23 protein-coding genes are annotated in these 26,678 nt (G+C 72.1%); 12 read left to right on the top strand and 11 right to left on the bottom strand.

Features of this window, described 5'->3' with window-relative positions; genetic code table 11:
• Positions 1-77 precede the first annotated feature (77 nt).
• The 5 genes from H9Y04_RS21955 to H9Y04_RS21935 all read left to right on the top strand — a co-directional run bounded on the left by H9Y04_RS21955 (position 78) and on the right by H9Y04_RS21935 (position 6,332).
• Complete coding sequence (locus H9Y04_RS21955) at positions 78-1,424, top strand: lipase family protein (protein ID WP_438818130.1); 1,347 nt, start codon at positions 78-80, stop codon at positions 1,422-1,424.
• Positions 1,425-1,574: 150 nt separating this feature from the next.
• The gene (locus H9Y04_RS21950; RefSeq protein ID WP_187815655.1) at positions 1,575-1,889 is read left to right on the top strand and encodes a DUF6980 family protein; all 315 of its coding nucleotides are present in this window, start codon (positions 1,575-1,577) and stop codon (positions 1,887-1,889) included.
• A 238-nt stretch (positions 1,890-2,127) separates the two neighbouring features.
• Positions 2,128-2,904 carry an SDR family NAD(P)-dependent oxidoreductase gene (locus H9Y04_RS21945; RefSeq protein WP_187815654.1) on the top strand — a complete coding sequence of 259 codons (777 nt, stop codon included), beginning with the start codon at positions 2,128-2,130 and terminating at the stop codon, positions 2,902-2,904.
• Between the two features lie 192 nt (positions 2,905-3,096).
• Complete coding sequence (locus H9Y04_RS21940) at positions 3,097-4,896, top strand: chitinase (protein ID WP_187815653.1); 1,800 nt, start codon at positions 3,097-3,099, stop codon at positions 4,894-4,896.
• 179 nt (positions 4,897-5,075) lie between these two features.
• The gene (locus H9Y04_RS21935) at positions 5,076-6,332 is read left to right on the top strand and encodes a metallophosphoesterase (protein ID WP_187815652.1); all 1,257 of its coding nucleotides are present in this window, start codon (positions 5,076-5,078) and stop codon (positions 6,330-6,332) included.
• Positions 6,333-6,424: 92 nt separating this feature from the next.
• Here the strand turns inward: H9Y04_RS21935 and H9Y04_RS21930 are convergent, their stop codons facing one another.
• Entirely contained in the window at positions 6,425-7,465 is a 1,041-nt protein-coding gene (locus H9Y04_RS21930) for a MerR family transcriptional regulator (protein ID WP_187815651.1), read from the bottom strand.
• A 112-nt stretch (positions 7,466-7,577) separates the two neighbouring features.
• Here H9Y04_RS21930 and H9Y04_RS21925 point away from each other — a divergent pair, with 112 nt between their 5' ends.
• The 6 genes from H9Y04_RS21925 (at position 7,578) to H9Y04_RS21900 (ending at position 13,913) form a co-directional block, all read left to right on the top strand.
• On the top strand, positions 7,578-8,228 hold the full coding sequence (locus H9Y04_RS21925) for a sigma-70 family RNA polymerase sigma factor (RefSeq protein ID WP_187815650.1): 651 nt from the start codon (positions 7,578-7,580) through the stop codon (positions 8,226-8,228).
• Between the two features lie 30 nt (positions 8,229-8,258).
• Entirely contained in the window at positions 8,259-8,864 is a 606-nt protein-coding gene (locus H9Y04_RS21920) for a lipocalin family protein (RefSeq protein WP_187815649.1), read from the top strand.
• An 81-nt stretch (positions 8,865-8,945) separates the two neighbouring features.
• Positions 8,946-10,193 (top strand): NAD(P)/FAD-dependent oxidoreductase, encoded by a 1,248-nt coding sequence (locus H9Y04_RS21915; RefSeq protein ID WP_187815648.1) that lies wholly within the window; start codon positions 8,946-8,948, stop codon positions 10,191-10,193.
• Positions 10,194-10,423: 230 nt separating this feature from the next.
• Entirely contained in the window at positions 10,424-11,611 is a 1,188-nt protein-coding gene (locus H9Y04_RS21910; RefSeq protein WP_308801065.1) for a lycopene cyclase family protein, read from the top strand.
• On the top strand, positions 11,608-12,336 hold the full coding sequence (locus tag H9Y04_RS21905) for a methyltransferase domain-containing protein (RefSeq protein ID WP_187815646.1): 729 nt from the start codon (positions 11,608-11,610) through the stop codon (positions 12,334-12,336). The genes H9Y04_RS21910 and H9Y04_RS21905 overlap by 4 nt, the downstream gene beginning before the upstream one ends.
• Entirely contained in the window at positions 12,333-13,913 is a 1,581-nt protein-coding gene (locus H9Y04_RS21900) for a hydroxysqualene dehydroxylase (RefSeq protein WP_187815645.1), read from the top strand. Before H9Y04_RS21905 ends, H9Y04_RS21900 begins: the two co-directional genes overlap by 4 nt.
• Positions 13,914-13,928: 15 nt before the next feature.
• Here the strand turns inward: H9Y04_RS21900 and H9Y04_RS21895 are convergent, their stop codons facing one another.
• The 10 genes from H9Y04_RS21895 to H9Y04_RS21850 form a co-directional block, all read right to left on the bottom strand.
• The gene (locus tag H9Y04_RS21895; protein ID WP_187815644.1) at positions 13,929-14,939 is read right to left on the bottom strand and encodes a Rieske (2Fe-2S) protein; all 1,011 of its coding nucleotides are present in this window, start codon (positions 14,937-14,939) and stop codon (positions 13,929-13,931) included.
• A complete protein-coding gene (locus H9Y04_RS21890; protein ID WP_187815643.1) occupies positions 14,932-15,933 on the bottom strand; it encodes a phytoene/squalene synthase family protein in 1,002 nt (333 codons plus the stop codon). Before H9Y04_RS21890 ends, H9Y04_RS21895 begins: the two co-directional genes overlap by 8 nt.
• Positions 15,930-17,420 carry a phytoene desaturase gene (locus tag H9Y04_RS21885; protein WP_187815642.1) on the bottom strand — a complete coding sequence of 497 codons (1,491 nt, stop codon included), beginning with the start codon at positions 17,418-17,420 and terminating at the stop codon, positions 15,930-15,932. Before H9Y04_RS21885 ends, H9Y04_RS21890 begins: the two co-directional genes overlap by 4 nt.
• The gene (locus H9Y04_RS21880; protein WP_187815641.1) at positions 17,417-18,556 is read right to left on the bottom strand and encodes a polyprenyl synthetase family protein; all 1,140 of its coding nucleotides are present in this window, start codon (positions 18,554-18,556) and stop codon (positions 17,417-17,419) included. The genes H9Y04_RS21885 and H9Y04_RS21880 overlap by 4 nt, the downstream gene beginning before the upstream one ends.
• A gap of 156 nt (positions 18,557-18,712) precedes the next feature.
• Positions 18,713-20,191, bottom strand: a complete 1,479-nt coding sequence (locus H9Y04_RS21875; RefSeq protein WP_187815640.1) for a cryptochrome/photolyase family protein — start codon at positions 20,189-20,191, stop codon at positions 18,713-18,715.
• Positions 20,192-20,230: 39 nt separating this feature from the next.
• Positions 20,231-20,977, bottom strand: coding sequence for an anti-sigma factor (locus tag H9Y04_RS21870; RefSeq protein ID WP_187815639.1), 747 nt, complete (start codon positions 20,975-20,977; stop codon positions 20,231-20,233).
• A gap of 138 nt (positions 20,978-21,115) precedes the next feature.
• Positions 21,116-21,715, bottom strand: coding sequence for a DUF4383 domain-containing protein (locus H9Y04_RS21865; protein ID WP_187815638.1), 600 nt, complete (start codon positions 21,713-21,715; stop codon positions 21,116-21,118).
• Between the two features lie 137 nt (positions 21,716-21,852).
• The gene (locus tag H9Y04_RS21860; protein WP_187815637.1) at positions 21,853-23,127 is read right to left on the bottom strand and encodes a sulfite oxidase; all 1,275 of its coding nucleotides are present in this window, start codon (positions 23,125-23,127) and stop codon (positions 21,853-21,855) included.
• 137 nt (positions 23,128-23,264) lie between these two features.
• Entirely contained in the window at positions 23,265-24,374 is a 1,110-nt protein-coding gene (locus H9Y04_RS21855; protein ID WP_187815636.1) for a beta propeller repeat protein, read from the bottom strand.
• A 2-nt stretch (positions 24,375-24,376) separates the two neighbouring features.
• On the bottom strand, positions 24,377-25,474 hold the full coding sequence (locus H9Y04_RS21850; protein ID WP_187815635.1) for a hypothetical protein: 1,098 nt from the start codon (positions 25,472-25,474) through the stop codon (positions 24,377-24,379).
• Between the two features lie 187 nt (positions 25,475-25,661).
• Here H9Y04_RS21850 and H9Y04_RS21845 point away from each other — a divergent pair, with 187 nt between their 5' ends.
• Positions 25,662-26,615, top strand: coding sequence for a YihY/virulence factor BrkB family protein (locus H9Y04_RS21845; RefSeq protein ID WP_187815634.1), 954 nt, complete (start codon positions 25,662-25,664; stop codon positions 26,613-26,615).
• Positions 26,616-26,678: the final 63 nt, after the last annotated feature.

Here is a 26,678-nt window from a genome sequence, read left to right as displayed (position 1 = left end):
ATGCCAACAGGCCGCAGGACTCCGGCAGTTCGTACGGCCGGGTCTCCGATCACCTCACGACGAGCGAGGAGCACACCTTGAGCCGCAAGAGATTCCGTTCGCTCACTCCCCTCACCGGATCCGCGCTGCTCGCCGGAACCGTCTGCCTGTGCCTGGCATCCGGCCCGGCCTCCGCCGCCGAGGCACCACCGGTCGTCTCGCGCGGTGTGACCATTCCCGCGTTCTACACCCCGCCCGCCGAACTGCCCGCCGCCAATGGGGCGTTGGTGCGCAGCGAGCCGATGAAGCTCGGGCTGAGCATCCCGGGTCTCGACGGCCGCGCCATGCCGGGTACGGCGACCCGGCTGATGTACAAGTCCACCGACGCCTCCGGGCAGCCCGTCGCCGTCACCGGGGTCTACATCGAACCGTCGGCGGCCTGGGAGCAGGCGAGTCCGCGCCCGCTGGTGGCGCTGGCCTCGGGCACGATGGGGCAGGGCGACCAGTGCGCCCCCTCGTTCGCCCTGGAACACCCGTTGACCCTCACCGGCGACACGGTGTCTGTCGGCTACGAGGCGTTGTCCGTCTACCGTCTGCTCGCCACCGGGACCGCGGTCGTCGTCACCGATTACGTCGGCCTCGGCACCACCGACCGCCTGCACACGTACGTCAACCGCGTCGACCAGGGCCATGCGCTCCTGGACGCGGCCCGCGCCGCGCGCAGCGTGCCGGGCGCTTCGGTCACCTCCGCCTCGCGCACCGGCTTGTACGGCTACAGCCAGGGCGGCGGCGCGTCGGCCTCGGCCGCCGAGCTCCAGCCCTCCTATGCACCCGACGTACCGCTGTCCGGCACCTACTCCGGCGCCCCGCCGGCCGATCTCACCGCCACCATGAAGGGGATCGACGGCAGCGGGCTTGCCGGCGCGCTGGCCTGGTCGATCAACGGCTTCTCCCAGTCGGACCCCGATCTGCGGGCCGTCGTCGAGAAGAACATCAACGACAGCGGCAAGGCCGCTCTCAAGGACGCGTCGACGATGTGCGTCGGCGACGCGCTGTTCGGCTACGGCTTCACCAAGTCCTCGAAGTGGACCAAGGACGGGCGCCCGATCTCGGACATCATCGCCGCCGAGCCCGCCGCGCAGGCGGCCCTGGACAAGCAGCGCATCGGGACGTCGAAGCCGGCAGGTCCCGTACGGGTGGCGACGGGCGTGCACGACGACATCGTGCCGCACGCGCAGGCCCGGCAGCTCGCCGTGGACTGGTGCCGCAAGGGCGGCAGCGTCACCTACGAGGCCCTCAGGCTCCCGAACCTCGGCGACAAGATCCTCACCAACCATCTCGTCCCTCTGATCACCGACCAGGGGGATGCCATCTCCTGGCTGACGGACCGCCTCAAGGGCAAGCCCACGGGCTCCAACTGCTGGACCATGCCGCTCCAGCCCTGAGCCTCCTCGCTGCTCGACGCCGCACGGATACCACTCCGGTGGCGTCGAGCCGGCCCGGCGACGCCCTTCCCTCCACGCACAGCACAGCGGCGGTCATCGGCGGCATGCTCTACTTCTGGGCACCGTGCCGATGAACGAGAAGCCGAGGTCATGACCAGCCACTGCTGCGAGGCGATGGACCGCCACTTGAACACACCCTGCGACCGTCACGGCGACCCCTTCGCCTGTCCGGACGCGCTGGTCGCGTTCAGCGCCAAGTTCCAGGAGTACGGGCTGATCATCCATGACAGCGGCACATCCACCATCACCATCGGCTTCTGCCCCTGGTGCGGAGAACACCTCCCCGCATCACAGCGGGACCGATGGTTCGACGAACTGGAACGCCGTGGGGTCGATCCAGCGGAGGACGAGGTGCCGGCCGAGTTCCAGGACGACCGCTGGCTCACAGCCACGCGCCGGGACTGACGAAGCCCTGGCACGCGGAGGCGAGCTCCCGCCCGACGCACGGCCGCCCTGGTCCGAACGGACACAGTCGGTATCCGCCGGGCCGGCACGTACTCGCAAGGTCGCCACCCCAACGACCGGCGGCACTCGACCGTGAGGCGCGAGTCCGCGGCCGGCGGGTCGGTGGTGCTGCGTGCAGTGATATTGCAGGTGGCAGACGTCTGGTGGTGCCGAAGGGATGATCGGTAGCTTCTGTGCGATGAGGCGCTTCGAAGGGTACGGCGTACTGATCACCGGTGCGGCCCGAGGAATCGGTGCGGCCACGGCGCGGCGGATCGCTCAGGAGGGCGGCCGTGTCCTGCTCGCGGATGTGGACGGGCCGGCGGCGGAGGAGACCGCCCGCGTGTTGCGCGAAGAGGGCGCCGACGCCTGGGGGTTGGCGTGTGACGTGGCCTCCCGGGCCGCGGTGGAGGCGGTGGTGGCCGCCACGGTGGAGCGCTTCGGCAGGCTGGACGTCCTGGTCAACAACGCCGCGTCGTGCGGCGTCGACGCGGCACTGGTCGAGGAGGAGTCCGATGAGGTCTGGGAGCGTGATCTCGACATCACGCTCAGCGGGGCCTTCCGCTGCGCACGGGCGGCCATGCCGCATCTGGCGGCTTCCGGCCGCGGCGCCATCGTGAGCATCGGTTCGGTCAACGGCGAGGTGTCCTTCGGCAATCACGCCTACAGCGCGGCCAAGGCGGGGCTCGCCTCGCTCACCCGCACCCTCGCCGAGCACGCGGCGCCGCGCGGGGTGCGCGTCAATCTGGTCGCTCCGGGCACGGTGCGTACCGCCGTATGGGCCGGCCGCGAGCAGCAGCTCGAAGCGTTGCGCGCCCTGTATCCGCTGGGGCGGATCGGGGAGCCCGAGGACATCGCGGCGGCAGTCGCCTTCCTCGCTTCGGCCGACGCCTCCTGGGTGACCGGGACGACGTTGCGGGTCGACGGCGGGATCCTGGCCGTGTCCCCCGCCTTTCGGGAGGCCACCCGCAGCTGAGGTGTTCCGCTCAAGCAGCTGAGGTGTCCACGGGCGGGCGGGCGCGTCGTCCGCCCGGGTTCCACCACGGCGGCGAAAGCCAACTCCCTTGCCATTCCTGGGCTTTGGTGACGGGCAGAGGTCTTGACCACTTCATTGGTCTGGACCAAGCTGTGCGCCACTCCCCCTCATCGGGTCCCCCTGGAGGCAGTTGTGCAACGCCCTAGACCCCTGGCCGTCCTGCTGGCCGCCGTGCTCGCGGCCGGCGGCCTGCTCGCCACCGTCCCTGCCGCCCAAGCGGCCGACGTCGAGCTCGCGCGCAACGGCGGTTTCGAAGCCGGACTCACCGACTGGAGCTGCACCGCGGGCAGCGGCGCCGTGATCTCCTCCCCCGTGCACGGCGGCACCAAGGCCCTGCAGGCGACCCCGGCCGGCAGCGACAACGCCAAGTGCTCCCAGACGATCAGCGTCCAGCCGAACTCCGCGTACACGCTGAGCGGCTGGGTGCGCGGCAGCTACGTCTACCTCGGGGCCTCCGGCACCGGCACCACCGATGTGTCCACCTGGACCCAATCGGCGCCCGACTGGCAGAAGTTGAGCACGACCTTCCGTACCGGCGCCTCCACCACCTCCGTGACCATCTACACCCACGGCTGGTACGGGACCGCCGCCTACCAGGCCGACGACCTCTCGCTCATCGGTCCGGGCGGCACTCCGGTCCAGGTACCCGCGGCGCCGACCGGCCTCACGGCGGGCACCCCCACCAGCACCACGATCCCGCTGTCCTGGTCCGCGGTCCCGGGCGCGACGCGCTACACCGTGTACCGCGGCACCACCCAGGTCACGACGGTGAGCGGCACCTCGGCCACCGTCTCCGGCCTCACCCCGGCCACCGCGTACACCTTCCAGGTCACCGCGGGAAACAGCGCCGGCGACTCCCCCAAGTCCGCTGCCGTGACCGCGACGACCACCAGCGGCGGCGGCGAACCCGGCGGCGATCTCCCCGCGCACGCGCTGGTCGGCTACCTGCACGCGAGCTTCGCCAACGGATCCGGCTATACGCGGATGGCGGACGTCCCCGAGTCATGGGACATCATCAACCTGGCCTTCGGTGAGCCGACTTCGGTCACCTCGGGCGACATCCGCTTCAAGCTCTGCCCGCAGACGGAGTGCCCGGGCGTCGAGTCCGAGGCGGAGTTCAAGGCGGCGATCGACGCCAAGCAGGCCGCGGGCAAGAAGGTCCTGATCTCGATCGGCGGGCAGAACGGTCAGGTGCAGCTGGCCAGCACGGCCGCCCGTGATGCCTTCGTGGCCTCCGTATCGAAGATCATCAACGAGTACGGGCTCGACGGTCTGGACATCGACTTCGAGGGTCACTCGCTCTCTCTGCAGACCGGCGACACCGACTTCCGCAACCCCACAAGTCCCGTGATCGTCAACCTGATCCAGGCGATCAAGACGCTCAAGGCCAAGTACGGATCGAAGTTCGTGCTCACCATGGCGCCGGAGACGTTCTTCGTCCAGCTCGGCTACCAGTACTACGGATCGGGTCCCTGGGGCGGCCAGGACCCGCGGGCGGGCGCGTATCTGCCGGTGATCCACGCGCTGCGCGACGACCTCACGCTGCTGCACGTGCAGGACTACAACTCGGGCTCCATCATGGGTCTCGACAACCAGTACCACTCCATGGGCGGCGCCGACTTCCACATCGCGATGACGGACATGCTGCTCACCGGCTTCCCTGTGGCCGGCAACGCGGACCGTGTGTTCCCCGCGCTGCGTCCCGAGCAGGTGGCGATCGGGCTGCCCGCCTCCACCAACGCGGGCAACGGGCACACCTCGCCGGCCGAGGTGAACAAGGCGCTCGACTGCCTGACGAAGAAGACGAACTGCGGCACGTATCAGACCCACGGCACCTGGCCGACGCTGCGCGGCCTGATGACCTGGTCCATCAACTGGGACCGCTTCAACGGCTGGGAGTTCAGCCGGAACTTCGACGCGTACCGCTGGTGACGTACCCGCGCTACGCCCCGTATACGTACGGGGCGTAGCGCAGACCGACCCGGTGCCCCTTCCTGAGACCCCAGGGGGGCACCGGGTCCTGCCGTATCCGACGGGCTCCGGGCCTGCGCCGACGGGCGACCGGTTACAGTGCCCGCGACGGCAGCCTGGTTGTTCCAGCAAGGGGAAGCGTGAGCGACATCAGCGAATCCGGATCCGCCGAGAGCACAGCGCAGCGCACGGCGGAGGCGCCCGAGAAGAGCCGCTTGATGCGCCTCATGCGGTACCTCCCTCTGATCGCGCCCGTCCTGCTGTGGTCCGTGCCCTGCTGGTTGTTGCTGCACACCGGCCAGCACTGGCCGACGGCTGTCACGGCGGCCGGGACCTGCCTGTTCGCGCTCGGACTCGTCCTGATGCCGGTGATGATGGTGCGGGGGCTCGGGCGCCGGCAGGAGGACCGGTCGGCCATCACGGGAGCCGGCCTCCTCGGCAGCATCTGGGTCCTGTTCACCTGGTCCGTGATGTTCAGCGTCTTCCTGCGGCCGGTCCTGCTCCTGGCCGGGGTCGGCGAGGGTCAGGACCGTGCCCGCCTCGTGACCTGGACGGCCGTCGCCGTTGCGGCCGTACTCCTGGTCTGGGGGTACACCGAAGCGCGCCGGGTGCCGCGGGTGCGCCGGCTGGACGTGCAACTGCCACGCCTGGGCGCCGGGTTGGACGGTCTGCGCATCGCCCTCATCACCGACACGCACTACGGCCCCCTCGACCGTGCCCGCTGGTCCGCGCGGGTCTGCGACGTGGTGAACACCCTGGACGCCGATCTGGTGTGCCACACCGGGGACATCGCCGACGGCACGGCCGAGCGCCGGCGGGATCAGGCCGCGCCGCTCGCCACCGTGCGGGCCCGGCACGGGCGCGTCTACGTCACCGGCAACCACGAGTACTACAGCGAGGCCCAGGGCTGGGTCGACCTCATGGACGAGCTGGGCTGGCAGCCGCTGCGCAACCGCCATCTGCCGCTCGCGCAGGGCGACGACACCCTCGTCGTCGCGGGCGTGGACGATGTCACCGCCGAGCACTCCGGCCTGGCGGGCCACCGCGCACAGCTCGACGCGGCACTCGACGGCGTCGACCCGGAACTTCCCGTGCTGCTCCTGGCCCATCAGCCCAAGTTCGTCGACCGGGCGGCGGCCGCGGGCGTCGACCTCCAGCTCTCCGGCCATACGCACGGTGGCCAGATCTGGCCCTTCCACTATCTGGTGCGCGTCGACCAGCCCGTGGTGGCGGGCCTCAGCAGGCACGGCGCGCGGACCCTCCTCTACACGAGCCGCGGCACCGGGTTCTGGGGGCCGCCTTTCCGGGTCTTCGCGCCCAGCGAGATCACCTTGCTCACGCTGCGCTCGCCGCAGGCGTCCAGGCCCGCGCAGGCGTCCGAGCCCGCGCAGGCCTGAGCGAGCCGGGCGGCTGCCTGCCTGCACGACCGCCTCGATGACGGTCGGCCGTCAAGGGTCCCGTACCCGGGACGGTCCGTGCCCTGGCCGGGCTACTCGCTGCACGCGGCCACCACCGCGTCGACGCCGCCCTGAAGTGTGTGCAGCCGCGTGAACTCGGGCAGGCCCACCGTCGGCCAGCCGGGGCCCGCGAGGAAGACCTTCGCCTGCACGCGGGCCCCTCGGATGCCCCAGTCGAGATTCCGTATGTGCTGGGCGAGCGCCGGGTTCGCGGTCGAGCGCACCTGCGACCAGAGCACCACCGCGGCCGGCCCGATCCGCCGCACCGCGTCTTCGAGCGCCGCGGCCGGCAGGGCGGCGCCGAACATCCGTACCGCGAGCCCCCGCGCGCCGAGCGCGGCCGAGAGCGCCTCCAGGGCGAGGGTGTGCTGCTCACCCGGAACGCAGGCGAGCAGCGCCGTCGCCGCGCCGGTCTTCTCCGGCTGCCAGGGGGTGCTGTGCAGTACGGACGAGACATGCCAGGACAGCAGGTGCTCGATCTCCACATGCCGGTCCCCCGCGCTCTCCCAGCGCCGGCCGACGGCCTGCAGGCACGGCATGATCACCTCTTGCCAGGCATCGACCGGTCCGTAGCGGCTCACCAGCTGGGCCAGCTGTTGCTGTACCGACGCAGCATCGAGGCGAGTAGCCGCCTTGGCCAGTCCACGCGTCTCTGTGCGCGCGTTCCGTCCGAGGGGAAGGGAACTGGCCGGCACCTTGCGGAAGTCCTCCGACGCCGTGGGCGCGCCGTCCGACGCGGACGACCCGGACGGCTCGCGGCCCGCCTCCGCGGAACCGGGCAGCTCCCCCGACCCGGTCGACTTCGCCGCCCTCGCCGCCTCCGCCGGGGGTACACCCAGAGCGGTGAGCCGGCACATCTCCTCCAGAACCGCGATGTCACCGGGCGCCCACCTGCGATGCCTTCCGGTGTCGTGACCGGCAGGACCGATTCCGTACCGCTGGTCCCACGAGCGCAGCGTGGTGGGCCGAATGCCGAGACGGCGAGCCACGTCGCCGGTCGTCAGGCCGATGTCCAGCGCGCCGCCAGGACTCTTCCGAGCGGGTGATCGCCGAGCTTCCGAGGCAGTGTCCACACGCTCAGTCTAAGATGCCGACACGATAAAGCGCACAAACGATGCAAGTTGCTGCAGCGAAACGGCAAGCGCCACGGTGGCCTCACCGGAACCCGTTCCCCTGGAGACAGCGATGAGGCTCGCAGCGCAAGCGACAACGACCTCGCGGTCGGCTCAGAACCATGAGGCCACCAGGCCTGATGTGCCGCATCGAGCCCCCGTGGAGGAGTCCCACGCCGAGCAGCTCGTGGTGGAGGGGCTGCAACGCGGCGAGGAGACCGCCCTCGCCTCCGCCTACGCGCGCCACGGTGCGCTGGTGTTCACGCTGGCGCACCGCGCACTGGGCGATCACGCGGAGGCCGAGGACGTCACACAGCAGGTCTTTCTGGCCGCCTGGCGCGGACGCGACGGTTACCACCCCGAACGCGGAACGCTCGGAGCATGGCTGACCGGAATCACCCGCAAGAAGATCGCTGACGCGCTGACGGCCCGTACACGGCGCACCCGCCTGGTCGCCGCCGTGGACAACGAGGGCGTGGCACGCCAGATGCCGCCCGGCGGTGCGGACCCGTCCGCCGCCCTCGATCGCGTCCTTGTCGCCGACGAGCTGCGGCGCCTTCCCACCGCGCAGCAACTGGTCCTGCGGCTGGCGTTCTACGGCGATCTGACACAGCGGCAGATCGCGGACCGGACCGGTCTGCCACTCGGCACCGTCAAGTCGCACACCCGCCGGGCCCTGCACAGCCTCCGGCGCCGCCTCTCGACAGCCGAACAGAGCGCCTGACGTCCGCGACCACAAGGGAAAAGGAACAGAATGCGTACTTATCCGAGGACCGCGGTGATCAGCGCAGCGGCAGCCGTTCTGCTGGCGGGAACGGCCACCGCGGCGTGGGCACGCGCCGAGCGGACGGCGACGACGAGGCCTCCGCAGTCGGTTCCCCAGCTCGATGTCTCGCGTTACGCAGGCACGTGGTATCAGATCGCCGCCGTCCCGCAGCTCTTCGAAGTCCAGTGCAAGAAGAACGTGAAGGCCGTCTACAGCGTCGACCGTCCCGGCGCCCCGGGAGTGCGCAACAGCTGCGACACGTGGCTCGGCACGAGCAGCTCCATCACCGGCGAGGCCGTGCCGCTCGACGCCTCCAACGCGCGGCTGAATGTCTCCTTCGTGAATCTGGCGGGCGGCTATCGGCACACGGACCGCGCCAACTACATCGTGGTGGGTCTCGATACCCGGTACCGCTGGGCGGTCGTCACCGACACGGACCGGCGCTCCGGATTCGTGCTGTCCCGCACACCGGCACTCTCCGGCACCGACACGACCAAGGCGCGTCAGGCCGTCGAGGCGGCGGGCCTCGACCCGTGCACGTTCCGCACGACCAGGCAGGACGGCGCAACACAGCACCCCGCTCCGTTCTGCTGACGCTCCCCGCCGCCGCAGAACGGAGCCTGCGCCGACCGCCCTCCCGCGGATTGCCTCACCACCGACGAAAGGAGCACCCCCATGGACAGCCACTCCGGCCGGCACCCGGACGCCGTTGTCGTGGGCGCCGGACTCGCCGGGCTCGCCTGCACGCGGGATCTGTGCGCGGCGGGACTGCGGGTCGTCCTGCTCGAAGGAAGCGACGGCGTGGGCGGCCGTATGCGCACCGACCGCAAGGACGGGTTCCTCCTCGACCGCGGCTTCCAGGTTTTCAACACCGCGTACCCGCAGGTAAAACGCCGGGTCGACCTGCGGAGCCTGCGGCTGCGCGCCTTCAGCGCAGGGCTGATCGCGCACACCGCCGACGGCAGCGTCCTGAAGATCGCGGACCCCACAAGGGAGCCCGGTACGGCGGGCGCTCTGGTGCCCGGCCGGGTGCTGTCGGCACGTGACCTCGCCGCGCTGGGCGCCCTGAGCGCACGCGACGCGCTGCTGCCCGCGCGCCTGCTCAAAGGCCGCCCGGACAGCTCGACTTCGGCCGCGCTGGCCCGAGGGGGCCTGTCGCATGAGGCCGTCACCCAGCTCGTGCGGCCCTTCCTTTCCGGAGTCTTCCTGGAGGACCGCCTGGAGACCTCGGCACGCTTCTTCCACCTCGTGTGGCGCAGCATGATCCGCGGCTCCCTGTGCCTGCCCGCCGCCGGCCTGGGCGCCGTTCCCGCGCACCTCGCCGAGGCGCTGCCCGACGGTGTGCTGCGCACGCACGCTCGGGTCGCCTCCGTGACACCGGACGGCGTGCTGCTGGAGGACGGAACCGAGGTAACGGCCCCGACCGTCGTCGTGGCCACGGAGGCCGCGACGGCGGCGCACCTGCTGCCGGGAATCGAGGTCCCCCACGGGCGCACCGTCACCACCTACTACCACGCGGCCGAGCGGCCCCCGACCCGTGAGCGCACCCTCCTCGTCGACAGCACCGGCCAAGTCCTCAACACCTGTGTTCTGTCGAACGTCGCTCCCACCTACGCCCCGCCCGGCACCGCACTGATCTCCACCTCGGTGCTCGGCCCTCGACAACCCGGTACCGCACGCGAAGTGCTGCGGCGCCTGGGTGAGTTGTACGCGGCCGACACCGGCGGCTGGGAGCAGATCGCCGTCTACACCATCGAGGGCGCCCTGCCCGCCATGCTGCCGCCCTGGCCCGTGAGCCGTACGACCCGGCTCGCCCCCGGCCGGTACGTATGCGGGGACCACCGGGCGACCGGCTCGGTGCAGGGTGCGCTGGCCTCCGGAACCCGGGCGGCCAGGGAGGTGCTCGCCGACCGGTCCGGCTGAACCGGAAAGACCCGCGACCGCCCCCTGCGCGGCTTGCAGGTCCTGCCGCCCCGCGCGGCATTGTCGGTGCATCCGCGGAAGCCACCAGGAGAGAAGACTGCATACGTGTAACCAGCATGTCGGTGGTCAGCTGCGATCCGGAGTGAGGCGTGGAGAATCCAGGTGCCGGAGTATGCGCAGGCCGGCGCGTCGACGCCCGTGGCGCGGACGAGCCCTGCGACGTACTCGTCGTGGGCGGCGGAGCGGCCGGGCTCAGCCTGGCGCACCGGCTGAGCCGGGACACGGACCTCACGGTGACCCTCGTCGAGGCGCCCGACGGTCCGCTGCGCCCGGCGGAGCGGACCTGGTGCTACTGGAGCGCCGAGCCGGACGGCTTCGAGGACGCGGTGACCACCTCGTGGTCGAAGCTGCGCATCCATGGCCGCGACGGCGCCGGGCTCGTCGTCGACCCGGCCCCGATGCGCTACCGCATGCTGCGTTCCGCGCAGTTGGAGCATCTGGTCCTCGACGGGCTGTCCCGCTCGCCGCGCGGCAGGATCGTACGGGCCACCGTGGACGCGGTGCGCAATGTGGCCGACGGCGCTGAGGTACGCGCCACCGGACCCGACGGACGCGGCCTGACCCTGCGCGGCCGGACGGTCTTCGACTCGCGGCCGCTGCGCGCCCTGCCCCCCGCACGGACCAGGCTCCTGCAGCACTTCCGCGGCTGGTTCGTCCGCACGGTCGGCGAGCGCTTCGACCCCGGCGTGGCGGACCTCATGGACTTCCGTGTGCCGCAGCCCGCTCACGGCCTTGCTTTTGGTTACGTGCTTCCGCTGTCGCCGGACCACGCCCTCGTCGAGTACACCGAGTTCTCCCGCAGCCCGCTCACCACCGCCGCGTACGACGCCGCACTGGAGCAGTACGCCCGTGCGGTCCTGCGGCTCGGCCCGTACGACGTGACCTCGGCGGAGCAGGGCGTCATCCCCATGACCGACGCACGCTTCCCGCGGCAGGTCGGGCCTTCCGTCTTCCGTATCGGAACCGCGGGCGGAGCCACGCGGCCGGCCACGGGGTACACCTTCGCCGCGCTCCAGCGCCAGAACCGCGCAGTGGCCGCCGCGCTGCGCCGCGGACAGCTCACCGTCCCGGCGCCGCACGGCCGCCGCGCACGCGCCATGGACGCGGTGCTGCTGCGCGCCCTGGACACGGGACGTATCGAAGGACCGGACTTCTTCACCCGTCTCTTCCGCCGCACACCCCCCGAACGTCTGCTGCGTTTCCTCGACGGCGACACACGGCTGTACGAGGACGTGGCCGTCGGTCTGCACTGCCCGGTGGGCCCGATGCTGCGCACTGCCTGCGAACTCCCCTTCCTGCGGCGCCGGCCGGCCGACACCGCGGGCACCGCCGTCCACCGAGAAGAGAGCACACGATGACGCTGCTGCGCGACGACGACCTGGCCCACGCCTTCGACAACGCGTCCCGCACCTACGACCTCCTGACGGGCCTGAACCCCGGCTACCGCACGGACCTGCTGCGCTCGGCACGCCGGCTCCAACTCCCCGACGCCGGTGCGGGACTGCACATCCTGGATCTCGGCTGCGGTACGGGAACCTCGACCCGCGCGCTTCTGCGGGCGGCGCCCGCGGCCCGGATCACCGCGGTCGACGCCTCCTCGGGCATGCTGCGACGCGCCCAGGACAAGCGGTGGCCGGAACGCGTCCGCTTCCTGCACCTGGCCGCCGAGGAAGTCGCCGCGCAGCACGGCCCGTTCGACGCCGTCTTCGCCGCCTACCTGTTCCGCAACGTCACCGAACCCGACAAGGTCCTCGCCTCCGTGAAGAGCATGCTGCGCCCCGGCGGACGGCTCGCCGTGCACGAATACACGCTCAGCGGCTCGGCCCGCCACCGCGCCCTGTGGAACGCCGTGTGCCAGGGCTTCGTCATCCCCGCCGGGACGCTCAGCGGCGACCGCCCGCTCTACCGTCATCTGTGGCGCAGCGTCCTCGACTTCGACACGGCACCGGCCTTCGCCGACCGCCTCACCAAGGCCGGCTTCAGCGGTGTACGGGTCGCGCCCCTGGCCGGCTGGCAGACCGGCATCACCCACACGTTCCTCGCCCGCAACGGCTCCTCCGCCCCGCTGCCGGAGGCCCGATGATCACCCGGCGCACGCACACCGGACACCGCGGCGGCGCCCCCGACCCGCTGCGCCACGGCCGCGACCGCAAGGCCGAAGTCGTCCGGCCGGCCCCGGGGACCCACCGGTTCGCCACCCAGGACGCGCCCAGCGTCGCGGTGATCGGCGGTGGCATCGCAGGGCTCGCCGCCACGACGCTGCTCGTGGAACGCGGTGCGCGCGTGACGCTCTACGAGGCGGGTCCCTCGCTCGGGGGTCGTCTCGCCGGCTGGCCCACCACCCTGGCCGACGGCTCCGAAGTGACGATGAGCCGCGGCTTCCACGCGTTCTTCCGGCAGTACTACAACCTGCGCGGACTGCTGCGGCGCACCGACCCCACGCTCTCCCGGCTCACCCCGCTGCCCGACTATCCGCTGCGCCACAGCGGCGGGCTCACCGACAGCTTCGCCCGCGTCCCGCGCACGCCGCCGCTGAGCGCCCTCGGGTTCGTCGCCCTGAGTCCCACGTTCGGCTGGCGCGACCTGAGCGCCATGGACGCCCGCACGGCGCTGCCCCTGCTCGATGTGCGGGTGCCGCAGACGTACGAGCGCTTCGACTCGGTCGACGCGCTCAGTTTTCTGGAGAGCGTGCGCTTCCCGGAGGCCGCTCACCATCTCGCGTTCGAGGTGTTCTCCCGCTCGTTCTTCGCGGATCCGCGGGAACTGTCGGCCGCGGAACTCCTGTTGATGTTCCACATCTACTTTCTCGGCTCCGCCGAAGGCCTCCTGTTCGACGTACCGAACGAACCCTTCCCACAAGCTCTGTGGGACCCCCTGGGCGACTACGTCCAGCGGCTCGGGGCCGACATCCGTACGTCCACGCCCGTGCACGAGGTGGCGCCGCGCGACGAGGGAGCCGAGGTGCGGACCGACGCGTCGGCCACCCGCCACGACGCCGTGGTCCTGGCCACGGACACGCCCGGACTGCGCACGGTCCTCGCCGGGTCACCGCACCTCGGCACCCCGACCTGGCGCGCCGGCATCTCCGCTCTGCGCACGGCGCCGTCCTTCCTGGTGTCCCGGCTCTGGCTCGACCGCCCGGTCCGCGCCGACCGGCCCGGATTCCTGGGCACCAGCGGGTACGACGGCCTCGACAACATCAGCGTCCTCGACCGGTACGAGGGCGAGGCGGCCCGGTGGGCGCGGCGCACCGGCGGCTCCGTGGTGGAGCTGCACGCGTACGCGGTGGGGGACGCGTCCGACCGCAAGGAAGTCCAGGAACGGCTGATCGGCCAACTGCACCGGATCTACCCGGAGACACGGGACGCCTCCCTCGTGGACGCCCGGCACGAATGGCGCGCCGACTGCCCGCTGTTCACGGTCGGCTCGTACAGCCGGCGGCCCACGGTCCGCACCCCGCACCCGTGGCTGACGCTGGCCGGCGACGCGGTGCGGTGCGACCTTCCCGTGGCACTGATGGAACGGGCCGCCACCACCGGCTTCCTCGCCGCCAACGCCCTGCTCGCCGAACACGGCGTACGCGGACAGGTGTTGTGGACGGTGCCGCGCGCGGGCCGCTCGCGTTCGCTGCGGGCGCTGGCCGGGCTCGCGGCACGGTGAGAGCCGGGGCGTTGCTCAGCCGGGAAACTGCCCCACGCTGCGCAGCGCCCAACGCCGTTCCGCATACGCCAGGTCGTCCCGCCACAACCGCCCGGCCGTACGGCGCATCAGCGGGCGCAGGGCCGGCGCGAGGGACCGTGCCAGGGCGAAGCCCCGCCGGTCCGAAGCGGCCACGACCGCCTCGACGACCGCGGTGCGCGGCTGCGCCGCACCCGCCGCGGTGAGCGGGGTGGCATGGGTCTCCACCACGGACGTGGCGCCCTCGCCTTCGGTGATGCGCATCAGCACGGTACGCGGCTCGGGCGCCGTGAACTCCGCGCGCACCGGCACCACCAGACGGTCCGTCACACGGAACGAGACATCGACGACAAAGGCGTCGTCCACGTCTTCCTCCTGCGGAGCCCGGACCACCGTGAGATCGACGAACGAGTACGGGTGGAACCACGAGCCGTGCCACGGGTCGAGCCGGTTGGCCACGACGTCCTCCGGCTCGCACCGCCCGTACCCCGTGTACACGGCGTCCAGGCCTACCTCCGCCCGCGGGCGTTCGGGCACCACCGGGCGCTCGGTGGGCTCTTCGCCGCCGACCGCGTCGAGGCGCACCCACACGAGCACCCCGTCGTCGTATACGGGAAAGGGGGTCCAGCCCGCGAACGGGCCGCCCTCCAGGGCCAGTCCGTGCCAGTGGCACACCAGCGTGCCGCACACCACGCGGCTGTCGCGCAGCGGAGCACCCAGGTGCGGGCAGGCGCCCGGTCCGGCCCGCAGCTCCCCGCTCTCCGTACGCCACAGCACGACCTCGACACCTGCCACCGTCCGCCCGCAGGGACCTGCCTGGCCGCGGATGCTCCGGGAGGAACCGACGACGAACCAGTTGCCCGACGGGCGCGCCGACGCCCGCTTGAGCGCGTGGGCGATGAGCGACGGGCGGGCCTGCTGCCACGTCGGAGTCTGGTGGGCCCAGTCGGGGCCGCGGCGCCTGTGCAACGGCGATGTCCACGTCCGTCGCCTCGCTTCGTCAGCCACTGCTTGTTCCTTTCCACGGAAGCGCCGGACCCAAGGAGGCGGAGCGGGACGCCCTGCCCGTCATACGGGCACGGCATCGCGCACCCACCACGCGCAGCGCCGCGCCGGCGGCCGTGCCGGCCCGGCGCCGACGCGGGACCACGGCCCGACGGTGCAGCACGGTGTAGTCCTGCGCGGCGATCTCGTCGAGGATGCCGCCGTACAGCGCCCGGGCGGTGCCGATGCACGGGCGCACCAGCGGGTCCAGCATGCCGATACCGGGCTCCGCCTGCCGGTACACGTCGCGCGTCAGTGCCTCCGTCGCGACCAGCGCGGCACGGATCCGCGGATCGCGGCGCCCCGTGCGGCGGCTCCACTCCAGCAGCTCCCGGTCCACACCGTGGGCGGACAGCAGATCGGCCGGCAGGTAGACACGGCCACGGTCGAGGTCCTCGCCCACGTCCCGCAGGAAGTTGGTGAGCTGGAAGGCCACGCCGAGGTCGGCGGCATACGGAGCCGCCTCCTGCCGGGGCACGACCGTGCCGAGCACCGGCAGCATCTGCAGACCGATCACCGCCGCCGACCCGTGCATGTAGGCCCGCAGCGCCGCGTAGTCCGGGTACTCGGTGACGGTGAGGTCGGCCCGCATCGCGGCCATGAAGTCGGCGAAGTACCGGTGCTCGATGCCGTACCGGGCCGCCGTGTCCGCCACCGCGCGCACCACGGGCTCGTCCCCGCCGCCGCGCAGCCCCGCGACGAGATCGGCCTCCAACTCCTCCAGCGCGCGGTCCCGTTCCCCGGGCGGCCGGCTCCGGTCGAGGTCGTCCACGATGTCGTCCGCCCAGCGCGCGAACCCGTACAGCGCGTGCACGGCGGAGCGCCGCTCCACGGGCAGCAGCCGGGTGGCCAGGAAGTAGGTGCGTCCGTGCCGGGCGTTGAGTTCGCGGCACGCGGTGTAGGCGCCGCGCAGAGCGGGATCGGTGATGCCGGCCGCGTCCAGTTCCCGACGGGTCATGACCGGCCTCCCCCGGTGATCCGGGCGGCCGCGAGCTTGCCGCTGATGAGCACGGTCGGCACCCCGACCCCGGGGGTGGTCCCGCAGCCGGCGAGCGCCACGTTGTCGAGGCCGCGCACCACGTTCCGGGGCCGGAACGGGCCGGTCTGCGCGAAGGTGTGCGAGACGGAGAAGGGGGAGCCGGCCGCATGCCCCTGCGCGGTCCAGTCCGCGGGCGTGACCAGGAGTTCCTCCGTGACGCTGTCCTGGAAGCCGTCGAGTCCCCGGCGCTCCAGCTCGGCGGCCAGGCTGTCGCGGTAGCGGGGCCCGAGATCGCGCCACTTCGTCGCCGACGGACCGACGGCGGTATTGGGGCAGGGGGCGAGGATGTAGTGGAGGTGGCGGCCCGGCGGTGCCAGCGAGGGGTCGTGCGTGGTGGGCCGGGTGATCAGCAGCGAGGGGTCGCTCATCAGCCTTCCGGTACGGGTCAGTTCGTCGAAGGTCCGCTCCCAGGCGGCACCGAACGACAGCGTGTGATGGGCGAGACCGTTCCAGGTGCGGTCCGTTCCGGCGTGCAGGATGACCGCCGAGGGAGAGTGCTTCAGCGGCACCACGCGGCGCGGCGAGCGCCCCAACAGGCGGTGCGCGGTGGACAGTTCGCAGCTGAGGACCACCGCGTCGCAGGCGATGCGCTCGCCCGTGGCCAGGTGCACGGCGCGCACGCGTCCGGCCGAACGCTCCAGCGAGGTCACCTCGGCCGACCACTTGAGCTCGCCGCCCGCGTCGGCCGCCGCCTGCGCCATCGCCGTCGGCAGGGCGTGCATCCCGCCCTTGGGGAACCAGACGCCCGCCACTGTGTCCATGTAGGCGATGACGGCGTAGGCGGCGAGGGCGCGCGCCGGGGCGACGCCCGCGTACAGGGCCTGGAAGGAGAAGATCCGGCGCAGCCGTTCGTCGGAGAGGAAGTGCCCGATGCGCCGGTCCAGGCGCCCGAAGCCGCCGAGAGCGGCCAGGCGCGCCAGATCGGGGTGGAGCAGTTGGAGGGGCGAGTCGAAGTTGGTATCGATGAAACGCCGCATCTGCGCCCGGTACAGGCGCTCGAGCCAGTGCCGCAACCTGCGGTAACCCGCCGCCTCGGCGGGTCCGGCGAAGCGGCGCACCTCCTCCTCCATGGCCGCGCCGTCGGTCCGTACGTCCAGCGAGCTGCCGTCGGCGAACCGGGCACGGTAGGCGGGGTCGAGCGGCAGCAGTTCCACCCGACTCCTCAGGCTGTCCCCGACCGCGGCGAACGCCTCGTCCGCCAGCTCCGGCATGGTCAGCACGGTCGGCCCGGTGTCGATCTGGAAGCCGCCGTGGTCCACCCGCCCCGAACGGCCGCCCGGTCCCGGATCGCGCTCCACGACGGTGACCCGTCGCCCCGCGCCCAACAGGTGGAGCGCGCAGGCGAGACCGGACAGACCTGCGCCGACGACGACCACATGATCGGTGGGCCCGCCGACCGTTCTCACTGCCCCTCCCGCGCGCGCAGAACCGGACCGGTGGCCCGCTCGACGAAGGCGGCGAACTGCTGCCGTACGGAGGGGTCCGCCCGGGTCTCGTCGAAGTAGCCGATGCTCTTCTTCGCCAGCTCGCCGATCTTCGCCTCGACCAGCTGGGGCGCACCGGTCCGCAGCAGAGCCCGGCGCATCTGCTCGACGTCGGCCGGCTCCAGGTCCGTCGCGCGCGGTGCGAGCGCGTCCGCGGCGGCACCGTCGCCGGCCGCGTCGGCGAGGACGAGGGCCACCGCGAGCAGATAGGTGAGCTTGCGGGTGCGTAGGTCCTCGCCGGCCGGCTTACCCGTCGCCGCGGGGTCACCGAAGGCCCCGAGCAGGTCGTCGCGCAGTTGGAAGGCGAGCCCGGCGCACCGGCCCGCCGAACGCAAGGCGTCCAGGGTGGCGTCGTCGGCGCCGGCGAGCGCCGCGCCCAGGGCCAGCGGCCGTTCGACCGTGTACAAGGCGCTCTTGAGCGTCGCGATGGTCACGGCCTCGTCCAGGCCGGACGCACCGCTCTGCTCGGCGTGGATGTCGCGGTACTGCCCGGCGACCATCTCGGCGCGCATCGCCTGCCATTCGCCGTGCAGGCCTCTGCCGTAGGGGGATCCGAACGCGGTCTGGGCCAGCAGGTCGTCGGCCCAGGCGAGGGCGAGGTCACCGGCCAGTACAGCGGCCGAGGTGGCAAAGGAGTCCCGTGGCCCGATCATCGCGGCGGCGCGGTGCTGCCGCGCGAACTCCACATGGACGGCCGGTGCTCCGCGGCGCAGCTGCGATCCGTCCATCACGTCGTCGTGGATGAGCGCACACGCCTGCACCAGTTCGAGCGCCGCGCCGATGCGCAGGACGTCCGACGCCCCACGCGTGCCGCCGGCGGCCCGCCATCCGCACCACGCGAACCCGGTCCGCAGCCGCTTGCCCCCACGCAGGGCGAACGCCGCGACGCGGCCCGCGACGTCCCGGGCGAAGACGGCGTCCGTCTCCCGGGCCCGCCGCACCTGCGCGCCGACGAAGGCGGCAAGCACCTTCTCCACGGCCTGTGTGGCGTCGACTGCCGTACGGGCAGCGCTCACCGGAAGAACCGGCTCAGCCATGGCCGGCCGCAGTCGAAGCATGACAGCCCTCTCTCGTTCGGTCGCTCGCACACGTTCGGTCGCTCGCACACCATCACTTCCGCCGCGGGCTCGCGTGTGGATGCGGCCGTTTCCATGTGGCGGATCACGGGCTGCCGTGAGCCGCCCGGTGCGACCGGGGCGCGGTGGCCGGGTCCCTCAGGGCGGCGCGTCGCCGCGCGCGTGCTCCTGGCGCAGCACCAGGTCGCGATCCGCGAGCCGTTCGAGCTGCCTGACCGCCTGAACCGTGCGGTGGTTGTGCGCCAGACGGACACGATGGCGGTCGATGAAACCCCAGTAGCCCGAGGTGAACGGGCACGCCCGGTCGCCTGTCCGCTCCGAGGGCCGGTAGGCGCAGCCCGAGCACAGGTCGCTCATCCGGTGCAGATACGCGCCGCCCGACGTGTAAGGCTTCGTCGTCATACGGCCTCCGTCCGCGTACTGGGACATGCCGACCACGTTGGGGACCATCACCCAGTCGTAGCCGTCGACGAAGCAGCGGTGGAACCAGTCGGTGACCGCCGCGGGATCCCAGCCCCTTTGAAGCGCGTGGCTGCCGAGGACCATCAGGCGTGGAATGTGGTGCGTCCAGCCGGTGTCGCGCACCTGGGCGAGCACCGTGCGCAGGCACCGCGCCTGCGGCGCGTCGGCGTCGAGCTCGCTCCACCAGTCCGGCAGCGGCGCCGTGTGGTTCAGGGTGTTGGAGTGCCGGTACTCCTCACCGAAGTACCAGTACAACTGCCATACGTACTCCCGCCAGCCGGCGATCTGCCGGACGAATCCCTCCACGCTGCCCAGCGGTGCCCGGCCCTCCCGCCAGGCGTTCTCGGCCCGTTCCACGCATTCCAGCGGATCGAGCAGGCCGAGGTTGAGTGCGCCGGACAGCAGGCTGTGGCTCATCACCGGGTCGGCGGCCAGCACCGCGTCCTCGTACGGGCCGAAGGTGCTCAGCCGCAGATCGACGAAGCGCGTCAGTGCCCGCAGTGCCTCGGCCCGGGTCGCGGGGAAGAGACGGGGGCCGTCGCGCCCGACGAAGGACACCTCCCCGGCCTTCTCCCAGCGGTCGAGGTCGTGGCGTACCTCCTCGTCGATCTCGTCCTCGCGCGGCCGGTACGGTGCGGGCACGTCGAGGGTGGCGGCGCCGCGGGGCGGCGCGAGGCGGTTGTCCTGGTCGAAGTTCCACCGGCCGCCTGCCGGGGCGTCGGCGTCCATCAGCAGGTCGGCGCCGTGCCGCACCCAGCGGTAGAAGTCCTCCTGCCGCAGCTGCCGGCCGGTGCGCGCGTCCGCCCACGCGGCGAAATCCTCCTGCGGCACGAGGAAACCGCGGGCGGGACCGACGGTGACCCGAGGCAGGGAGCGCACGAGTCTCAGCGCAGCGTGCGAGGTCGGATGGTGCACCGTCACAGGGCCCGTCCCGACGGCACGCTCCAGACCTTCCCGATAGGTCTCGGCCTTCACGTACGTGAGCCGGTCGCCGAGTTCGGCGGCTCTGTGCCGCATGGCCGACAGGACGAGGTGGGCCTTGGCCCGGTGGAAGCGGCGCCGGCGCAGCACCGACCGTGCCTCGATCATCAGGAGCGGGCCGGCGCGGTCCGGGAGAAAGTGCGGTCCGAGCTGGTCGCCGAAGAGCCAGTGCATGGGAGATGTCCTCGTGTGGTGCGGTGGCGCCCGGTCCGCTCAGGGCTTGAGCGGGCCTCGGACCACGCTGGTCCCCGAGTGCGCAGGGTCGCCGTTGTAGTGCTGGTGGGAGACGTCCACCAGCGGGTAGTGCGACAGGTCGACCCGGTCCGGCAGCGGCAAAGTGGCCGACCCCTGCGGTCCGAGCACTCCGACGGGGATGAGCTGCGTGCGGGTCGCGTCCATCAGCCACACCTCGAAGTACCCCCGCGTACGCGGCAGTCCGCTGACCTCGACATGGATCCGGTCGCGCGCGTGCGGCGACCTGTCGAACCGGACGACCCCCTTGGCGGCTGCGGCCGATACGGGGGCGAGCGGAGCGCCCTCACCCGTGGGGCCGCCGTCACGCATCTGCCACCAGGTCGCGGAGCTGCCGAGCAGAACCCCAACCGCCAGGCAGCCGGCCGCGAGCAGCACGGCGATTCGGCGTGCGAGCGCGCGCGGCGTACGGGCGGAGTCCTCCACGGCGGGCGGTTCTTGCGCCGTCACCGGTTCCCCGGGCGTCGCCGCGGAACGGTCGTCGAACCCGAGCTCGGCGGCGATCGAGGCCCAGACACGGTCGGGCGGGGGAACGGGCAGGTCGTCCAGTGACGAGCTCCGCGCCGCGTCCACGACCCTGCGCAGCGCGGCTGCTTCGGACGCGCAGCGCTTACACCCGGAGAGGTGGGCGAGCACGGTGGCCCGGTGGTCGGACGGAAGCTGCCCCAGGGCGAGTTCGGCCAGCTCCGTCGGGTCGGGATGGGTCATCCCCTCACCGCTCGTACGCCCCGGCAGGGCGCGACGGAGCGCGGACGCCGTCGCCCGCGACCGGGCCGGGTAGGCAGGGGAGGGCGGATCTCATGCCATTGACGGTCGGGGCTGCGAGCACCACGGGTGTACGCGAGATCATCGTCGGATTCCCTTCGCGGTGTTCTGGCGGGGACCGGAACTCACCCCCACTTCCCCGGTGCCGCCGCCCGCGGATGCGGTGAGATACGTGGCCGCCGTGGCCCGCGACGCACGGACCGCGTCCTCCCGCTGTGCCTGCCCGGGGTGACGGCGGCGCCAGTACGGGTTGTCGTGCGGCAGCCCGCCGCTCACCCTGCCGTACATGCCGAACGTCATGATCAGCAGGCCCATCACGAAGCTGAACACAACGTTGGACATGCCGAAGTCCAGGAAATTGGCCGGCTTGTCCAGCACGAAGAGGTGCACGAAGCCGCTCAGCACGAAGAGCACGCCCACGACCATGTTCACCGTGGAGGCGACGTTGCCGCCGATGACCGCCGCGACGACGAGGGTGAGGCCGACGAGCACGGAGACCAGGCTGAGCGCGCCGTTGGTGGACAGGCCCGCGATCCGCGCGCCGTCGGTGTCGAAGAAGCCGAGCTGTTCGGTGAATCCCAGAATGCCGAAGACCAGCAGCACCACACCGCACAGGGCGGCACCGGCGCGATACACGGTGGCCAGCCGATGGTCGACGGGAAGTTCGTCCCGGAGCTTCATGGCGCTCCTCCTCGGAAGTGGATGGGTCCCTCCCAGGCTGACCCGCTCCCCTGCCGCCCACATGTTGCGTCGATCGCGCAGCGAAATGGCCGGCCGGGCCTGCTCGGGGCGCCGCGGAAGCAGGCCGGCGGCAGGCTTCAGCCCGCGTCGCGCACCTCGGCCGGGTGACGTACGACGGCGTCGAACAGGTAGCCCTGCGTGTTGTGGACGGTCCGGTCCGGCTGGGTGGTGCCGCGGGTGTCGGTGGCGCGGGCGAGCAGGTGTGTCTGCCCGGCGCGCTCGGGGCGCCAACGCAGCGACCAGCGGGTCCAGGTGTTGCGGCGTGCGGGGTCGTGGAGGCGGGCACGGCGCCAGGTCGCGCCGCCGTCCGTGCTGACCTCGACAGCGGCGATACCGGCCGACCCTGACCAGGAGCGGCCCGTGAGCGTGTGGGAGCGTCCGACGGTGAACGCGGCGCCGTGGTCCAGTTCGAAGGTGCTCTTGAGCGTCTGCCGGGACAGCGGGTCGCTGCCCGCGGGCGGGTAGGAGGCCTCGTACAGGCGGTAGAAGTCGGTGTTCCAGGGTGAGTAGAGCGGGGTGTCGGAGACCTCGATGTCGCCGACCCATTTGATGGAGGCGATGCCCACCCAGGACGGAACGAGCACCCGGACCGGATGTCCGTGGTCGGGCGGCAGCGCTTCGCCGTTGAGCTCGTACGCGAGCAGGACGTCGGACATCGCCTTGACCACCGGCAGGGGCCGACGTACGCGGCCCAGATTGGTCCCGTCGGCCGTCACGTACTCGGCGTCGAGGCCGCGGGGCTGCACGTCGACCGCGTGCCGGGAGATGCCGGCCCGGTGCAGGACGTCGGCAAGACGCACCCCGCGCCAGCGTCCGCTGCCGATCGCGCCGAGTCCCCAGGCCGTGCCGCTGACGGGCTCGCCCTGCTGGCTGGTGAAGTAGCTGCGGCCGTTGCCCGCGCACTCGACGAGCGCGTCCGTGGTCACGGTGGGCAGTCGGCGCAGGTCGTCGAGACCGAACTCGGTCTCCTTGTCGTGCCGTAGACCGCCGCCCCATGCCTTAAGGCGCCAACTGTCCGCTTCCAGTACGGGGGTTGAGGTGTGGTTGCGCACGAAGAAGCGGTCCAGTGGGGTGTGAAGGCCGGTGCCCTGCCAAGAGGCCGGTCTGCTTTCCGCGTTGGTGCCGCGCACGGTGAACAGCTCGGGCGGCAGCGGCTTCACGATGCCCGGGCCGGCCGCGGCAGCCGTGGCGGCCGGGGCGATCCCCAGCGCCGCCGCGCCGCCCACGGCGGCGAGCAGCTTGAGGAGCGTGCGTCGTTCGACGCCTTCGGCCCGCGCTTCACCCGCGAGGAACTGGCGCAGCCGGCGGCGGTCATACGTGGTTTCGAAGGTCGCGGAGGCGTGATCAGGCATGGGGTCATGCTCGCGGCAGGTGCGCGGCAGTTCCATGCCTGGAGCATGAAGTTCATGTGTCGCCGTGCCGGCGCTCGGGCGCGTGCAGGTGCGGGCCGGGGGTCTTGCCGCACCGCTCAACACCCCCGGCCGTACGGTCAGTTGAAGCGCAGGATGCGGGGCGCGAAGGTGCTCTCCGGGCCGGTGGCCCGGCCGACGGACCAGACTGTGTCCGAGCCCGGTACGGCCGCGAGCCGCAGCAGTGAGGAGTCGCCCTCCCCCGCCACGGCCGGTTCGCTGTGGCCGGTGAAAGCCTGGCCGTCCCAGGCGAGGAAGTCCGGGCCGGGTTCGAGGGGCGGGTAGCTGCCGGGCGGGGCCCACTTCATGGAGTTGGACATGGAGACCCAGTCCAGTGCGCCCGAGTCGGTGGGTGCGAGAGAGGTGATGGAGCCGAAGTCGGCGGGCAGGGCCACGCGGCTCCAGGTCTGGCCGTCGAAGCGTGTGAGCAGCGGCGGGATCGGACGTCCCGGCGGGCCGCCGATGAATCCGCCGGTGCCGCCCGCCCAGATCTCGGTCGGCGACACGACGAGAATGCTGCCGACGGCCGCGCGGGGTGTGCCGTCGACGACGGTCTGCTGCCAGGCCCGCCCGTCCCAGTGCGAGACCGCCGCACCGTTGTAGGAACCCGCCGCCCAGACGTCGTCGGCGGCCACGATGTGGAGTCCGTAGACGGCGCCCGGGGGCACGGGCAGGTCGCGCCAGGCACGTCCGTCCCAGCGAAGGAGCGCCGGCCCGCCTTCACGCGCGCCGATCAGCCAGGTCTCCCCACCGCCGCTGACGACCTTGCTCAGTCCCACGACGCCGCGCGGCACGCGGCTCTCGCTCCAGGACGTCCCGTCGTAGCGCAGCAGCCGGCTGGTGCCCGCACTGTCGCGGCCGACGGCCCATACGGCATCGGGCGCGGTGCCGGCGACGGAGTGGAGTTCGCCCTGCCAGGTGATGGCGGGCAGGGCCTGGCGCTGCCAACTGCCGCCGTTCCAGCGCAGGATGAGCGGGTACCCGGGCGCCTGCCGTCCTACGGCATCGGCGCCCACGGCCCAGCCCTGGTCGGCGGAGAAGGCCACGGCTTCGGACAGGGCGGCCTGCGGGCGTATGTCCTCGGGGACAGGGACGTGCACCCAGGACGAGGTGTCCGCCGCGGCCGGCGTCATCACGGCCGGCACGGCCATGACGGCGGCGACGACCGCGACGAGTAATCGGCGTGCCATGGTCAGCCTCCCAGCCGCTCGCTCATCAGGTTCGGTTTCGAGCCGTAGATCTCGACGATCCCGAACGCGAGCAATGAGGCGCCGGCGCTCGCGACGGCACGTGGCTGCACCTCGATCGCGCCGGGGCGTTCGGGACCGTACGAGAACGTGGTGCGGTTGCCGTCGATGCGCGCGTACTTGGACTGGAAGGCGCGGTTGCTGACCAGCGGCAGCCACAGCGCGCCGTCCGGGCCGCGTTCGAGTCCGTAGAAGTAGTTGTCGCCGAGCGGCGGGTAGGTGGTGCGCCAGGCGTGGCCGTTCCAGGTGGTCAGGAACGGGCGGGGTACTCCGTCGGCGTCCGCTCGTCCGCCGAGCGTGACCCGGCCCGATGTGTCCAGCAGGATCCTGTGCACTCGGCCGCCGCTCGGGAGCGGGACCCTGACGTCACGCCAGGCCGTTCCGTCCCAGCGCAGGATCTCGCTGCCGCCGTCGGTGCGGCTGACCTCGGCCCAGGCGTCACCGGCCGAGCGTGCTTCGATCACGTTGAAGGCGAGCACGCCTGCGGGCGGGGTCTGTGCGGTCCAGCGGGCGCCGTCGTAGTGCAGCACATGCGGGCCGTTCGCGTCCTCCCCCACCACCCACGCGGCGCCGGGCACCGCGGTGAAGTCCTGGTACCACCACAGGGTCTGCGGCACGACGACGGTGCTCCACGCGCCGGCCGACCAGCGCAGGATCTCGCCGGCCTCGCCGCGGTTGCGGAAGATCCACACCTCGTCGCCGACGAACTGGATCTTGCGCAGGTAGCCCGGTTCACCGGCACCGGGGAACGTGGTGTCCCGGCTCCAGGTCCGCCCGTCCCAGCGGTACAGCAGGGGCCGCGGACCGTCGGCGGTCTGCTCGTAGCCGGTGGCCCAGGCGTCGTCGGGCGCGCGTGCGGCGAGATCCGCGACGTCCGCATCCCCGGCGGTGACGGGCGGTACGGGCAGTGCCTCCCATTGCCGTGCGGCGGCCGTCGGCGGTGAGGCTCCCGTGGCCGCCGAGGGTGCCGCCGTGGCGGCAGGTGCCGTCAGCGAGGCGCACACCACGGCCAAGCAGACGAAGAACGCGCGCAGACCGTTCACCAGTCCTCCCCGGAACGCGAAGGCCGCCGAGCCTAGGGACCCCCACCTCCCATGAACAGATGCCACATTGACAAACTGACGCTCCGCAGCGCACAGGAGTGCGCTGGATCGGACGAGTTGTGCCGGGGCCGCAGTGTCCGGACGAGCCCGCACGGGGTACTCGGCACGAAGGACCAGGGGGCGGTTCATGGGTACGGCGACAACCGTCCCGGAGACACGGGACATGCGGGGCGCCGAGCTCTCGGGCGACGAGGCCTTCCAGGCGCTGCGGCACTACGGCGGTCTGCACCTGCTGCGGGACGCGTTCATCCGGTTCCGGTACGCCGACGGGTTCAGCCATGCCCGTGCGCTCGCCCTGCAGACCGTGCTCGCGGTGGTGCCGATGGCCATCGTCTTCGTCGGGCTCTCCACCGTCCTGCACACCGAGAGCATCGGCCGGTTCGCCGAGGAGACCCTGCACCGCATGCCGCTGGGCACCAGCACGGAAGTGATCGACCAGGCGCTGGCGCGCAGCCGCCGCACGGCCGACGACGGCACCCAGGTCGCCCTGTGGCTGGCCCTGCTGTTCTCGCTGCTCAACATCACCACGGCCATGTGCCAGATTGAGCGCGGCGCCAACCGTATCTACGGCAACGAACGCGACCGCCCCTTCCACCTCAAGTACCTGCGCGGACTCGCCATGGCTCTCACGGCCGCCCTGCCGCTGGCCGTCGGTTTCGTCGTCATGGTGATGGGCGACGTGCTGGGCGAGGCGGCGGCGGAGGTGTACGGCATCGAGGCCGGCACCGGCACCTGGTGGAACGTGCTGCGCTGGCCGCTCGGCCTCGCCCTGGCGCTCGTCTCGGCGAGCGTCATCTTCCGGCGAGCGCCGCGACGGCGCCAACCCGGTTATACGTGGCTGGCGTTCGGCGCCGCGGTGTATCTGGTGCTGTGGACCGTGCTCACCTGGCTCCTGAGCCGCTACCTGGATCTGAGCGGGTCGTTCGACGCGGTCTACGGTCCGCTCAGCGCCTTCATGTCCCTGCTCCTGTGGGCCTACCTGACCTCGATCGCCCTGTTCCTCGGGCTCGCCTTCGCCGCGCAGCTCGAAGCGGTACGGGCGTTGCGTCCGGGGCCGGTGGGGCCCGATCCCGGCGTGTGAGACCTGAGGGGCGTCACGTACCGGGCCGCGGAAGCCGGCTGCTTCCCGGGGCAGCCGAGGCGG

It is taken from the genome of Streptomyces polyasparticus (genome assembly GCF_014493765.1).
Taxonomy (GTDB): domain Bacteria; phylum Actinomycetota; class Actinomycetes; order Streptomycetales; family Streptomycetaceae; genus Streptomyces; species Streptomyces polyasparticus.
This window is presented reverse-complemented; position numbering and strand designations above follow the sequence as displayed.

What these genes read in the sequence shown, in the direction of transcription:
- H9Y04_RS21875 (WP_187815640.1), bottom strand. Translation starts at nt 20,191, where the DNA reads ATGCACTGGCTCTTCGGCGACCAGCTCGGACCGCACTTTCTCCCGGAC.
- H9Y04_RS21915 (WP_187815648.1), top strand. Translation starts at nt 8,946, where the DNA reads ATGGACAGCCACTCCGGCCGGCACCCGGACGCCGTTGTCGTGGGCGCC.
- H9Y04_RS21920 (WP_187815649.1), top strand. Translation starts at nt 8,259, where the DNA reads ATGCGTACTTATCCGAGGACCGCGGTGATCAGCGCAGCGGCAGCCGTT.
- H9Y04_RS21880 (WP_187815641.1), bottom strand. Translation starts at nt 18,556, where the DNA reads ATGCTTCGACTGCGGCCGGCCATGGCTGAGCCGGTTCTTCCGGTGAGC.
- H9Y04_RS21945 (WP_187815654.1), top strand. Translation starts at nt 2,128, where the DNA reads ATGAGGCGCTTCGAAGGGTACGGCGTACTGATCACCGGTGCGGCCCGA.
- H9Y04_RS21950 (WP_187815655.1), top strand. Translation starts at nt 1,575, where the DNA reads ATGACCAGCCACTGCTGCGAGGCGATGGACCGCCACTTGAACACACCC.
- H9Y04_RS21860 (WP_187815637.1), bottom strand. Translation starts at nt 23,127, where the DNA reads ATGCCTGATCACGCCTCCGCGACCTTCGAAACCACGTATGACCGCCGC.
- H9Y04_RS21855 (WP_187815636.1), bottom strand. Translation starts at nt 24,374, where the DNA reads ATGGCACGCCGATTACTCGTCGCGGTCGTCGCCGCCGTCATGGCCGTG.
- H9Y04_RS21905 (WP_187815646.1), top strand. Translation starts at nt 11,608, where the DNA reads ATGACGCTGCTGCGCGACGACGACCTGGCCCACGCCTTCGACAACGCG.
- H9Y04_RS21865 (WP_187815638.1), bottom strand. Translation starts at nt 21,715, where the DNA reads ATGAAGCTCCGGGACGAACTTCCCGTCGACCATCGGCTGGCCACCGTG.
- H9Y04_RS21900 (WP_187815645.1), top strand. Translation starts at nt 12,333, where the DNA reads ATGATCACCCGGCGCACGCACACCGGACACCGCGGCGGCGCCCCCGAC.
- H9Y04_RS21845 (WP_187815634.1), top strand. Translation starts at nt 25,662, where the DNA reads ATGGGTACGGCGACAACCGTCCCGGAGACACGGGACATGCGGGGCGCC.
- H9Y04_RS21890 (WP_187815643.1), bottom strand. Translation starts at nt 15,933, where the DNA reads ATGACCCGTCGGGAACTGGACGCGGCCGGCATCACCGATCCCGCTCTG.
- H9Y04_RS21925 (WP_187815650.1), top strand. Translation starts at nt 7,578, where the DNA reads ATGAGGCTCGCAGCGCAAGCGACAACGACCTCGCGGTCGGCTCAGAAC.
- H9Y04_RS21870 (WP_187815639.1), bottom strand. Translation starts at nt 20,977, where the DNA reads ATGACCCATCCCGACCCGACGGAGCTGGCCGAACTCGCCCTGGGGCAG.